Origin of the sequence: Paracholeplasma vituli (genome assembly GCF_025446935.1) — a bacterium.
Classification (GTDB): Bacteria; Bacillota_I; Bacilli_A; order Acholeplasmatales; family UBA5453; genus Paracholeplasma; species Paracholeplasma vituli.
The window spans coordinates 116,430-129,815 of record NZ_JAOEGN010000002.1 but is presented as its reverse complement, the minus strand read 5'-3'; the positions used below and the strand labels follow the sequence as shown (position 1 = coordinate 129,815).

Below are 13,386 nucleotides of genomic sequence, written 5' to 3'. Positions count from 1 at the left end.
AAGGACTGATTACTCTTAATTGAGGACATTCAGTCCTTTTTTTATGCTATACTTGAGATAAATACGGAGGATACACTATGCAACCTACAGAGCGAACATTACCTAAGAAGGTTTGGTTTGTGTTCATCATTTTTGGTTTGATTGGCCAGATGGCATGGACAATCGAAAATATGTATTTAAATGTTTATATCTACAAGACTGTGACTTACGATTCTAATGCGATAGCGACCATGGTCGCACTCTCAGCGATTATCGCGACATTGGCCTCTCTTACCATGGGTGCTTTATCCGATAAAATGGGTAAGCGTAAACGTTTAATGACTTTCGGTTACATGATTTGGGGGATTTCGATTGGTCTGTTTGGTTTTATCAATACGGACGCGGTTTCTGCCATTTTTCCAAATGGAAATGTCATTGTGATTACACTGTGGGCAGTCATCCTACTAGACTGTGTCATGACCTTTATTGGTTCAACTGCGAACGATGCAGCCTTTCAAGCATGGGTTACGGATGTCACAAATCCAAGTAATCGTGGTAAAGCAGAAGGTTTAATCTCAACCATGCCACTCATTGGTATGCTTATAGTATTCGGTTTATTAGATGGTTTTACTCAAAATGAACAATGGAAGACTTTCTTTTTCTTAGTGGGTGGAATTGTTTTTATCTCTGGTTTAGTTGGGTTATTCTTAATTGAAGACGCACCAATCGTTAAAAAGGAGTCTCATTACTTTAAAGACATCGTTTTTGGCTTTAAACCTTCAACAATCAGATCCAATCGAATGTTGTATATCGTTTATGCTGCAGTTTCAATATTAGGGATTGCACAACAAGTATTCATTCCATATTTTATAATTTATTTTGAATTTTACTTAGGTATGTCTAATTACGTCATACTGTTAGGTGCGTTCTTAATTCTTTCTAGTGTTGTAAGTATCATTGGAGGACGTTATGTCGACCGTTATGGTAAAAAACCGTTCCTAGTGATATCTGCCTTTGGTTATACAGTAGGTATGTTCATACTTTTTATTTTGGGTATTACCCTTAAAAATAATCTCACATGGACATTTATGCTTACTTTACTCTTTGGTGTTTGGATGATGGGATCTTATTTGGTCGCAATGGTAATTCTAAATGCCTTATCGAGAGATTTAGTACCAAAGACCCATGTGGGTGTCTTCTCTGGCATTAAAATGATTTTCTTCGTAATGATTCCAATGATCATTGGACCTTTCATCGGTTCGTTTGTCATTTCGAATAGTGACTCCACTTATGTGGATGCTTTTGGTGTTTTGCAATCGGTTCCGACCCCTGGTATATTCTTAGCGGGTTCCATTGTATCGCTATTAGCCATTATTCCATTAAAATGGGTCTTACAATACTTAAATAAAGTCGAGGTAAAATTATGAAAGTACTGTTGACACCCTACGCACCCAAACCTGATGAACCTGTTTTACAAGAATACCCAAGACCCCAATTGAAACGGGATAGTTATCTAAATTTGAATGGCGATTGGGATTTTGAAATATCCAAAAACAAAACGATTCATGGCTATACGAAGAAAATTAGAGTGCCCTTTTCACCTGAATCCGTATTGTCTAATGTATCCGAAACTTTAGGGATTGATGACTATGCAATCTATCGTAAAACCGTCGAATTACCTAAAGGGTTTCTTAAAGATCGTCTCATACTACACTTTGGAGCCGTCGATCAAACAGCAGATATTTATATTAACCAAAATCTAGTCTTGACGCATGTAGGTGGCTATGTTCCTTTTAGTATCGATATCACTGAGTATGTAGTCGATTCAAGTTTTGAAATCTCACTTCGTATCCAAGACTTAAGTGATACGAGTTACCATTTAACTGGTAAACAACGTTTAACCCCTGGTGGTATTTTCTATACCGCACAAAGTGGGATTTGGCAAACCGTTTGGTTAGAATCCGTACCTAAAACGTACATTGAAGACTTAACCCTCACACCGAATTATTACGATCAATCCTTATCGATCAAAATTCATTCGAGACAGCTAGAACGTGTTAAAGTTGATGTTTACTATGAGGAACAATTCCTGTTTAGTCAATTCTTTGAAACACATGATATCACACTTAAAATGAACCCTTTTTATCCATGGAGTCCAGAAACACCTAATCTTTACAGACTGCATATCCAGTATGGTGATGATTTTGTAGAGAGTTACGCTGGTATCCGTAGTTTTGAACGTAAAAAAACGAAAAATGGAACCCAACAGTTCTATTTGAATGGAAAACCCTATTTCCAAACAGGGGTGTTAGATCAAGGCTATTACAGTGATGGCTTATTAACGCCACCGAGTGACCAAGCAATGATTGATGACATCTTATTAATGAAACAAATGGGTTTTAATATGTTACGCAAACACATCAAAATGGAACCTCTTCGCTGGTATTATCACTGTGACCGTCTCGGGATGTTGGTTTGGCAAGACATGATGAGTGGAACCGAAAATAAAAACGTGGTTTTTCACCACGTTCTCGCTATTTTGGGGATACACTTAAGTGATCGATTTAAAGGGTTATTTGGCAGAAAAAATCCAATCGGAAGAGACTTATACGAAAAAGACTTAGATACTATGATTAGAACTTTAAAGAATGTCCCATCGATTTGTACCTGGGTACCGTTCAATGAAGCTTGGGGTCAATTTGATACCATTCGAATTCACGATAAGGTTAAACAACTGGACCCAACCCGATTGATTGACCACGCTTCAGGTTGGTCCGATCACCGAAATGGTGATTACCACAGTAGACACATCTATTTCCAACCCATTCGATTTAAAAGACGTGCTGCAAGAAAACGCATTCTCGCATTAACTGAGTTTGGTGGATATAGCCTCGCAATTGAAGGACACCGCTTCAACGAAACATCGATATTTGGTTATCGCGTATACAAGAGTGAATCCGAATTAGAAACCGCGCTTGATAACTTATACTCAAATGTCTTAACCAAACAAGTAAGAAAAGGTCTCTCTGCACTCGTCTATACACAACTTAGTGATGTTGAAGAAGAGGTTAACGGCTTCATTACTTACGATAGACAAAAGATTAAAGTAGATATTGATACCATGAAAACTTGGAATAATCATTTGATCGATTTGTTTAATGAGCAAGAAAAAAACAGTTAGTGCGCAAGCATTAACTGTTTTCAATATTAGAGTTTAGATTTATAAAAACGTGTTTTATCGAGTACGGCGATGCCTTGTGTGAAATCACCAGGTTGTGTTTTTTCGAGTTCCTCACCTAAAACGGTGAACTTCGAATCGATGGTATCGATATACCAAATCAGCATCGCTTCTGGGGTCGCAGGTTTACGTGCCGCGCCGAAGTTTGGTAACCCATGGTGGGATAGTAAGATGTGATTTAAGACTAAAATCGCTTCTTCCTTCTCATAACCTAATGTCTTAGCAGCTTCCGATACTTTTAATGAAGCCATCACCAAGTGTCCAATCAACTGGCCTTCTAGTGTATACTCGCCACCTTCAAAGCCATTAAGTTCATCGACTTTACAAATATCGTGGAGGAGAATACCGCTATAGAGTAAATCCTTATTCAAATAAGGGTAGATTTCTGAAAACTGTCTCGCCATATCAAGCATCACTTTAGTGTGGTAAGCTAGACCACCAATGTAAGCGTGGTGGAAACGTACCGCTGCAGGATACATGAAGAAACTGTGTTCATATTGTTTAAAAACATACTTAGTCACATCACTTAAGACTTTATTTTCAATCAAGTTTAAGTAACCGTGAATAGCTTCTTTGAGCGCTTTCATGTCGGCAGGCGCGTATTCATAGAAATTTTTAAGTTCTTCTTTTAGAGCGACTGGATCTTGAATGTATTCAAATATGCCCAAAAGATTAACGACTCTAAATTGTTCTTTTTCATCTTTTAAATAGGATTCTACTTCAAAATGATAAGTTTTTCCAAGTTCAATTTTACGCGCTTGCTCATCAGAAAGTTTAAGGTTCTTCTTTTCCCCATTTACGAGGGTAACATTGATATTTTGAAAGTCAGTACCGACATTCATATTATCTACTTTCGCATTAAATTCCATTAGGCGTTCTCCTTCACAAATAGGTATGCACCTGGTTTATTCGCAACAAATGATGTGACTTTTGCATTCACCTTTTTAAAGCCGTCAAAAATGGCATTGTAGCCTTCACCAGTCGGAAGTAATTCATCTACATAGTTATTCTTAAAGAATACCTTAATGGTCTGATTTAAGCCATTTAATGTGAAAGATACCGTGGAGGACTGAACACTTTGTTCAGCGATTCGAATGGATTGCTTAATGTCAGCAACTTGTCTAAGTCTAAATACTTTATATGTTTTACGAATGTCGATTAAATCTTTGACTGTTTGAATTAAGTCTTGGTGTTTTTCTCGAAGCGTCCAATCGATTTCATTTATCGAATCCGGTGACTTATAAGAGTTTTCTACACCACGTTTGGTTCTTAAGAACTCCTGACCTGCATGGATGAATGGAACCCCTTGAGATAAAAGAACAAAGCTTAATCCAAGACGTGCAAAATCCTTAATCTCAGCTTCTGTGAAGTTCGGATTTAAGACTTTCGCACGGTCATAGAAAGTATGGTTATCGTGGCATTCAATGTAGTTGATCGATTGATTTGGATTGAAGAAACGGTACTGATCAACTGCGCTACCTGTAAATAAGTAAAATAAATCGGCATTCGATACTTTTCCACCCATCGCGAATCCAAGTGTTGGTGAGAAAGTACCACCTTTAATGGCTTCTCTAAACGCATCGTTAAAATGCGCAACAAATGGCATAAATTGTTGGTTACCCATATGTGCACGTTTTTCCGGTGGTAACGTATTAGGCATATTCCAACCTTCACCGTAAACGAAGGCTTGAGGGTCGATTGAACGAACAAGACTGTCAACTTTATTCATGGTTTCGATATCGAGTAAACCCATGAGGTCAAATCTAAATCCATCGATTTGATAGGTATTCATCCACCATTTGATGGAATTTAAAATGAATTTTTGCATCATCGGGCGTTCCGAAGCGATGTCGTTCCCACAACCAGAGACTTCGGTACGAATGCCTTTATCATCGAAACGGAAAAAGTATCCAGGTACAATTTTTTCAAATGGGAATGTCGCCATGTTATATACGTGGTTATAAACAACATCCATATTCACACGTAAGCCGCGTCCATGTAGGGTATCGATGACTTCACGGAGTTCATTAATACGTTCATAAGGGTCATCTGGATTCGCTGAGAACCAGCCTTCAGGTACGTTGTATTGTGATGGGTTATACCCCCAGTTGTACAAGACATCTTTATTGATTTCATCGGTGCCTTCAAAGTCATAGATAGGCATCAACTGAACATGGGTAATACCTAAATCAACCATGTGGTTTAGACCTTCATTTGGTAAATCCTCAATAAAGCCTTTATATAGGCCTTTTTGAGTTGCCTTTGATGATTTACCAATCGTAAAATCACGAATTGAAGCTTCATATATTACAGCGTCGACTTTTCGACCTGAAAACTCTGGTTTCGCATTTTTAAAGGTATAAAAGCGGTTTGGATTGACTACATAGTTATATTGACCATTCGCGGAGGATGCGATTGCGAATGGATCTGTAGTGGTTTTAAATGTTTCATTGACTCTGACTTTAAAACGGTATTTATAGCCATCTAAATTACCAAAAATGGTAACTGACCAAACACCAAGTTCTTGATAACGCAAATCAATGAACTGTTTAATCCCATTTAGATCGATGAGTTCTAGCTCCACTTCTTTCGCAACCGGTGTCCATAGTTTGAAAACCGATTGAGACTCTGAATAGGTAACCCCTAAGTCATCGTTGTCATAGTCATACATCATATCAAACAGTTCAGTACGAACGATTTGACCTGTTCTTAAGAAGGATTGATTTTTTGATTCATCAAAAACCATATAGTTTTGATTTAGAAATACCGTGTCATTGATGGCACAAGTATATTTGGTTTCCGCTCCTAGTGATTGAACTTTCGTGATTGTTAGAGCAATTTTTTGAACGCCACTTTCGATTGTAAACTTCTTATGGTCATTATCGATGGCTTTAGGTACGATGATGGTGATTAAATTGAATCCATCTAAATAGGAAAAGAAATCACTTTTCATGCTTGGCCTCTTTCTCGATAATGTAAGTTTGTAAAGCTTCATACGTATTGGATACTTTACCCTCTAATACTGCATTGACCATGTCGTCAATCGCTTTAGAGACCCAAGCACCTTGTTTTTTATTTAATATGGTAATGAGATCACTACCGCGTAGTTTTAAATCTAAAGCACTCTTAATCGGGAGTTTTTCAAAACGTTCTTCTAAAGCGCGTTTTTGATTGCTTGAACGACCTAATAAAAATGCAACCTTATTGGTTAATAAGCAGATTTCAAGTCCTTGATTAAACAAATCGACATTTGTTAATGGTTGATTACGATTCACAAGTTCAACAACTTTTTCGTATTTTAATCTGGCAATATTTGAAAATTTCCACGCTTGAGGGACAGACCCATGAAGGGTGAAACTTAAAGCGAAGAACGCATCGATGAAGATTGGTTCTTTCATGTTGTCAACGATGAACCGAATCCCTTTTTCCAAACCGGGAAGTTCTTTAGATATACCTGTAGCATCCAGTGTTTTTAGAGCCATCAATTGATTGGGTTCTTTCAACAGTTTAATGAGTTCAGTAAATACACGTTCATTCGGAAGATTTTGAAGTAAAGCCTTATTATTGGCCATGCTTAAACGGGTTTCCTTTTCAATTTGGAACCCGAGTTTAGCTTGAAAATACGCAGCTCTTAAAATGCGTAAACTATCTTCTTGGAAGCGTTCATCGGGGTTTCCGATGGCACGAATGATTTTTGATCTTAGGTCTTCTTTACCACCAACATAGTCGAAAATTTGATAAGAATCATTCATGGCTAATCCATTGATGGTAAAATCACGTCTTTTGACATCATCTTCAATCGTTTGAACAGGAATAACTTCATCTGGATGTCTATTATCAGTGTATTTTCCATCTCGACGATAGGTTGTAATTTCAATTTTAAACTTTTCTTTTTGGATGCTGACAGTCCCATAAGGAAGCCCTGTTGGCTTCGCTTTTGTGATGTCCATCACTTTATAAGGATTCGCATTGGTTGCGATATCTACATCAATTGTATCTCTTTTTAATAAGTAATCACGCACACAGCCGCCGACAAAATAGGCTTCGAAATTTTTATTCTTTAAAGCGCGCATTACATAAAAGGATTGCTTAATAGCGTCCATAATTATCACCTGTTTTATTATATCATAATAACCATCTAAAAGGAGAAAAAACAGTCCTATTCAGACTGTTCTTCATTGATTTGTGAATTATTTTCCAAATTATGTGAAACGATGATTAAGACTTGATCAATTCGCTTGTCATCCATCTTTTCAACTTTTAATGTGACATTATCAATCACAACAGTAATATCGTCCTTGAGTTCAGGAATATAACCAATGTGAGATAGGATAAATCCGGCGATGGTTTCATAGGAGTCATCTTCTGGAATTTGTGTATTCAAAGCTTCGTTGACTTCTTCTACTGACAACAAACCATTGACTAAGTACTTATTCGGTTCAATCTCCTTAATGTCAGAGATATCATCATCATACTCATCGTAAATATCGCCCATAACTTCTTCAATTAAGTCTTCAATCGTAACGATGCCTTGAAAACCGCCATATTCGTCAACAAGAATACCAATATAGGATTTCGCAGCTTGAAGTTCTTTAAATAAAGCATCAATCTTTTTACGGGCTGGTACGAAGTAGGGTTTATGTAGGATTTTTCTCAAATTAACATTTTCAAATCCGACACGACGCGCTTCTCTAAATACATCCTTGATGTATACTACACCGATGATGTCATCCGGAGACTCATCATAAACCGGAATTCTTGAGTAGTTTTCTTGAATCATTTCATCAATCGTATCTACACTGAATGTATTGATATCGATCATATAGACTTCTGTTCTTGGTGTCATAATTTCGACTGCTGCGATATCATTAAACTCAAGAACTGAGGAAATCATTTCTTGTTCGTCTTCATTGATTGTACCATGTTCTGTACCAGATTCAATTAAGTCAATAATCTCTTCTTCTGAGACTTTCTCAAGGTTATCCGTTCGGTTTATCTTAAATAGTTTTAAAATAGCGGATGACAAGAAGAATATAATCGATGCGAGTGGTTTATAAAAACGAATGTTAAATTCGATAAAACCAATGTATCTTAAACTGATGGATTCATTATACTTAATGCCTACTTTGTGTGGAACGATATATCCAAAAATGAGGACAACAATAATCCATATGAAGGCTAATAATAGGAATGCTAGTGCATGGTAAGTCGGTGTAACTAAGAAAGCAAATTTAGTCGCGAAGATACCTTCTAAATCGAGGGCATTTTTGAGGCCGTGGATGAGATTATCAATCCAATAAAAACCTAAAATAATTGACCCGAAAATTGAGAATACTCGATACCCAATGTGTAGGGTAAGGATCGATTCATCTTCTTCAGTCAATTTTAATACGCGTTTCGCTTTGGTGTTGCCATCATCCACCAGAGCTTTTAATTTAGTTTTGTTTACCGATTCGATTGCCACCTCAAAAAGGGAAAGCATCGAGCTCAGGATCAATAATACAACCAATAACAAGAGTATCAGCGGTAGTTCCATAGTGTGTTAAATCTCCAATCTTGATTGAGATTATAGCATTTTTTCAGTATGAAGTCAAAAAAATATGCGCATTTCACTTTATTTTAAAGAAAAAAGAAGGTAAGACTATACCTTCTTCTTTAAAGCGTGTTTCTTGAATAAGAAACCTGCAAATGCGATGAATAAAATCGTTAGGATAACCAATGAGATAATCGATTGTAAAATCCCCTGTGGCGCATAGGAAGCAATCAATAATATTGGTAAGCCAAATAGAATAGCTGTTGTCGTTCCGGTAACCAAATCGGTGGCTGCAGGTGTTTTGTAATATGGGTCTACTTCTCTGAGTAATGCAATCCCTGTAGAAGCAGTTCCCGTAAGCATCCCATACATACCTGAGAAACCTTCGAGTGGATATTCTTTGTATACTCTTTTTGTAAGTTGATGTAGGTAGAACATCGTCACCCCACCACCAACAGTCGATATGAGTAAGAATGCAATCCAAATATTGTTTTGAGACAAGTCTTCAATATTGATGGCGGTAATACTTGCAACGACCATCAAGTCGAATACAACCCCAGCAATACGATTTAACATGAAGTTATTTGGATATTGACGTGTCATTAACCCTGTTTTTCTTAAGTATACAAACAGTTTCTTAGCAAGCAAAGCAATGACCATACCGAAGATGAAGTTGAAGCCCCAAATAAGAGAATTCAACATATTGTAGGTGGTTTGATTTAGCGAAACTAACTTCGATAAACCAAACATCGTGAGTAAAGTTACCCCATAAACAGCGACAATAAGTGCGATTTGAACTGTTAATTTATCAATGGATTCCGATACTGGAATTTCATCAGGTGAACTGATTTCTTGAATGGATGTTAGATTCCCTTCAAAATCTTCACCGGTGACTTTACGTTTTTGAACTTTATTCAAGTAGAAGACACCGCCAATAGCGGCCCAGATGAATCCCATCGAAGCCATCGCGAGACCATAGGATTGTGCACCTGCAAATCCATTTGGATCAAAGGTTTCATAAATAATTCCGAAGTTGTTAGCTTGTCCAGGCCCTTGTCCGAAACCGAATGGTAATAGAATGCCCGTAGCTAAGCCTGGCCCAGTTTTAAATGCCGGCATGAACGTATAAGCTAAGAATAATGTCATACCAATCCCGATAATCCCTTGTAAAAGATAGGTTGAGACGATGACTAAACCGTTATAGTAACTATGAGCACGGTTGGTTTTGATTTCTAGTTTTTCATTTACTTTTAATCCCATCGCGATGAATCCAAGTGCGAGTGTGTGGTAGGTAACAAGATTTAGGAAGTTATTAAAATTAGTTACGAATTCTGTTGGCATCGTGCCTTTGGCTGATAAAGGTCTGAAAATAACTTCTTTCAGTACTAGTCCCAACAACCCTGCGATGACAGACGTCGGTAATAACGATTTTTTAAATAGGGGAATTTTACGTCTAATGACATTACCAAATAAAAGTAAAACCGAAAGAATGAGGAAGTAAATAATCGCTCCCCAAGTAGCGAAAGACTCATAGTTCTGAATCATAGTTTAGAACCCTCCTTTGATGACTTTTTGCGAACATCACGTATTTCAATGCGTTAAATCGTTCATTCCCTCTGAAAAAATATGTCTTTTCTAAGTTCTTGTGATATACAATGAGCGTATTTGAATACTGAACCGCCGGTAAAATATCTTGATAATACCAGGTTTGAACTTCATCCTTGATTGTGAATGTAAACCGGTCTGTATACAAAACCAATTGGGTTGGAGAAAGTGGAATTTGCTTACGCTTTAAGAGTTCAAATGCATGCGCATCCTCTTCAAATAAAGGTGTACTTACACGTTCATCGACCAAGCGGTCTACAACTTTAACTTGATGTTCATACCATTCTATGGTGTTTGGATAATGCTTGGTGTTACCAAGATTATCAATTAAACCATATTTATTCATTCTGTAATGTAGTTTAGAGGAATGATCGAAAATGTCGTCCTTATCAGAATAAATAGTGCCGATTTGATTTGTTTCAGGTGAGATAAAGAATGCACGTTCGATATATTCAGCGTAATTTTTTCCTCTGAATCGTCTTCTAGAAATGGCTTGCATATCAAAATCATTCACAGCGAGTTCTTTATTTGCCCGCTGATAGATTTCATCATTCGATAAGTCTTTATATTCTTCATAAGTCCAAGTCGTACTAACATATCCACGCATCTTGCCTCTACGATGTTTTTTTGCCCAACGTGGATGAGACAAATACCCACCCTCTAAACGGTAAAATAGCACAGGTAATTTCAGTAGTTTTATCAACTTAGCAATCGAATAAGGCATGTACATAATCTTTCCAGAAAAGGTCCGATTGCCTTCAGGGAAAATACCAATCGAACCCCCTGATCTAGCTACTCTTATCATATTCTTAACAGTTTCTGGATCCGGTTTATACTTAGCTTTGGATATGGGCTGAACGATGTAATAAATGATTTTAGAGATAATTGGTATCGAGAACAACATATCCGATGCGACAAAGTATATAGGTTCACGAAAACTCAGTGCGACCATGATGAGGTCTTCATTAATGGTGTGGTTGCCTAAAACTAAATAAGGTCCTTTGGCAGGGCCTTTGTATTTTTTACCTATGAATCTAAATTTAATCCAAACAAAAAGTCTGAAAAATGGTCTTAAAAGCGTGTATAATAAAACATGTCTAAATCTTTTTTTCATGGGATTACCTGCCAATATGAGGTGCGTCAATGTTTTATATCGAAAGTTCTGTAACCAATGAAATCATCATCGATAAATCGAGATTCATTGGACAACTCTATCCTGTTTCTTCCATATCTGAGATAAATCAGATCCTAGATGAGGTAAGAAAACGTCATCGTGAGGCCAATCATAACTGTTATGCTTATATTATACAAGAAGGCCAGGAAATGAAAGCCTCAGACGACAAGGAACCGGCGAAGACCGCTGGGATTCCTATTTTAGAGGTTCTTAAACACCATCAGCTTACCAATGTGTTGTGCATTATAACACGTTACTTTGGTGGAATCAAACTAGGGGCTGGTGGGTTAATTAGAGCTTATAGTGGTGCGACTGCTGAAGTCATTAAACAAGCAACCCTTTATCGCCTTGAGTCCAAACCATTCGTGAAAATAACAATGCCTTACGGGTTGTTTGATACATTTGTCTTTCAAACAAAAGATAATATCCGTATCCTTGACAAACGATTCGGTTCAGAAATCGAAATCGATGCGATATTACATAATACATCCATTCAAGAATTGATGAATCAGTTTCATCAAGGGAAATACCAAGACTTAGGTATGGTGGATGTTAAAATACCTAAAATAGATTAAAGATGCGTTCAACCATCGAAGCCAATAAATGGGCTCCAATGAGCGAAACGATGATATAAAACGAACGAATATGCCAAATCGAGTTCGGCTTAAATGCCTTCTCGAATTGGCTTTTTTTTAACACTTCAATGATCCAAAATGCGGATACAATGAAGGTAACAAAATATACCGCGTTGTCTAACATTATTTTGTTCCGAACAAACGATCGCCACAGTCACCTAGACCAGGCACAATATACCCTTTTTCATTGAGGCGTTCATCCATAGCTGCGAGATATATATCGACATCAGGGTGTTCATTTTGAAGGCGTTTAACCCCTTCTGGACAACCGACAAGTCCAACAAAACGGATATCAGTAGCCCCTCTTCGTTTAACCATGGTAATGGCTGCGGATGCGCTACCCCCTGTGGCTAACATCGGGTCAACAATCAGTACGGCTGAGTCGGCAATATCAGCAGGGAACTTTGCGAAATATTCGTGTGGTTCTAAGGTTTCTTCGTCACGGTATACACCGACATGTCCAATACGTGCACTTGGAATGATGTTGTGGATACCTTCAACCATGCCAAGTCCTGCTCTTAAAATAGGCACGATGACAACCGGTTTTTTTAGCACATGGGCAGTCGTGGTTGTTATGGGTGTTTCGACAATTTTAGGTATAGTTTCAAAGTCGCGTGTAATTTCATAAGTTACCAACATCCCAATTTCGGATACGGTTTCTCTAAACTGTTTTGTATCGGTGGCTTTATCTCTAATTTTGGCCATCTTATGATCAATTAGTGGGTGGGAAAATACAACAACTTTACTCATTTTGAATGCTCCTTTTCATAGTGTGCGAGTTTATCTAAACGCCTTTGGTGTCTAGTTTCGAACACCTCATTCCTGAATGCTTCTACGAGTTTAACGGCCATTTCAAATGGATGGGTTCTGCCACCAAGTGCAATCACATTGGCGTTATTATGCTGTTTAGCGAGCTTAGCGGTATTTTCATCGTATATTAAAGCGGCTCGAACACCTTTTACTTTGTTCGCTGAAATGGATATACCAATCCCAGTACCACAAATTACAATACCGAATTCATACTTACCAGTGGCAACAGCTTCACCAACTTTAATACCATAATCTGGATAGTCTACAGAAGCCAATCCATCGGTACCAAAATCCTCAAAAGGGATTCCTTGTTCTTTAAAATACTGAGTCAGCTGTTGTTTTAACTCATACCCAGCATGGTCACTTCCGATTGCAATCATTTTTATATGCCCCCTATTCATTATGGTTAGTA

At 37.6% G+C, this 13,386-nt stretch carries 12 protein-coding genes; 3 read left to right on the top strand and 9 right to left on the bottom strand.

The features are described 5' to 3' along the window. Window positions 1–77 precede the first annotated feature (77 nt). Window positions 78–1,406, top strand: coding sequence for an MFS transporter (locus N7603_RS01655; protein WP_262095582.1), 1,329 nt, complete (start codon window positions 78–80; stop codon window positions 1,404–1,406). Then, window positions 1,403–3,160, top strand: a complete 1,758-nt coding sequence (locus tag N7603_RS01650; RefSeq protein ID WP_262095581.1) for a glycoside hydrolase family 2 protein — start codon at window positions 1,403–1,405, stop codon at window positions 3,158–3,160. The genes N7603_RS01655 and N7603_RS01650 overlap by 4 nt, the downstream gene beginning before the upstream one ends. A 26-nt stretch (window positions 3,161–3,186) precedes the next feature. Here the strand turns inward: N7603_RS01650 and N7603_RS01645 are convergent, their stop codons facing one another. The 6 genes from N7603_RS01645 to N7603_RS01620 form a co-directional block, all read right to left on the bottom strand. Beyond that, window positions 3,187–4,086 (bottom strand): HD domain-containing protein, encoded by a 900-nt coding sequence (locus tag N7603_RS01645; RefSeq protein ID WP_262095580.1) that lies wholly within the window; start codon window positions 4,084–4,086, stop codon window positions 3,187–3,189. After that, on the bottom strand, window positions 4,086–6,170 hold the full coding sequence (gene pulA, locus N7603_RS01640; protein WP_262095579.1) for a type I pullulanase: 2,085 nt from the start codon (window positions 6,168–6,170) through the stop codon (window positions 4,086–4,088). The genes N7603_RS01645 and pulA overlap by 1 nt, the downstream gene beginning before the upstream one ends. Then, complete coding sequence (locus tag N7603_RS01635; protein WP_262095578.1) at window positions 6,160–7,320, bottom strand: CCA tRNA nucleotidyltransferase; 1,161 nt, start codon at window positions 7,318–7,320, stop codon at window positions 6,160–6,162. Before N7603_RS01635 ends, pulA begins: the two co-directional genes overlap by 11 nt. 56 nt (window positions 7,321–7,376) lie before the next feature. Next, on the bottom strand, window positions 7,377–8,753 hold the full coding sequence (locus N7603_RS01630; RefSeq protein ID WP_262095577.1) for a hemolysin family protein: 1,377 nt from the start codon (window positions 8,751–8,753) through the stop codon (window positions 7,377–7,379). A gap of 105 nt (window positions 8,754–8,858) precedes the next feature. Then, window positions 8,859–10,295, bottom strand: a complete 1,437-nt coding sequence (locus N7603_RS01625; protein ID WP_262095576.1) for a sodium/glutamate symporter family protein — start codon at window positions 10,293–10,295, stop codon at window positions 8,859–8,861. Continuing rightward, window positions 10,279–11,469, bottom strand: a complete 1,191-nt coding sequence (locus N7603_RS01620; RefSeq protein ID WP_262095575.1) for a lysophospholipid acyltransferase family protein — start codon at window positions 11,467–11,469, stop codon at window positions 10,279–10,281. The genes N7603_RS01625 and N7603_RS01620 overlap by 17 nt, the downstream gene beginning before the upstream one ends. Window positions 11,470–11,498: 29 nt before the next feature. On the opposite strand from N7603_RS01620, the gene N7603_RS01615 reads away from it, so the two are divergent. After that, on the top strand, window positions 11,499–12,104 hold the full coding sequence (locus N7603_RS01615) for an IMPACT family protein (protein WP_262095574.1): 606 nt from the start codon (window positions 11,499–11,501) through the stop codon (window positions 12,102–12,104). On the opposite strand, the gene N7603_RS01610 is transcribed toward N7603_RS01615, so the two are convergent. The 3 genes from N7603_RS01610 to rpiB are packed head-to-tail and all read right to left on the bottom strand — an operon-like array spanning window position 12,091 to window position 13,354. Then, window positions 12,091–12,288, bottom strand: coding sequence for a hypothetical protein (locus N7603_RS01610; protein ID WP_262095573.1), 198 nt, complete (start codon window positions 12,286–12,288; stop codon window positions 12,091–12,093). The genes N7603_RS01615 and N7603_RS01610 overlap by 14 nt on opposite strands. Then, window positions 12,288–12,914, bottom strand: coding sequence for a uracil phosphoribosyltransferase (upp, locus tag N7603_RS01605; RefSeq protein ID WP_262095572.1), 627 nt, complete (start codon window positions 12,912–12,914; stop codon window positions 12,288–12,290). The genes N7603_RS01610 and upp overlap by 1 nt, the downstream gene beginning before the upstream one ends. Then, window positions 12,911–13,354, bottom strand: coding sequence for a ribose 5-phosphate isomerase B (gene rpiB / locus N7603_RS01600; RefSeq protein WP_262095571.1), 444 nt, complete (start codon window positions 13,352–13,354; stop codon window positions 12,911–12,913). Before rpiB ends, upp begins: the two co-directional genes overlap by 4 nt. Window positions 13,355–13,386 lie beyond the last annotated feature (32 nt).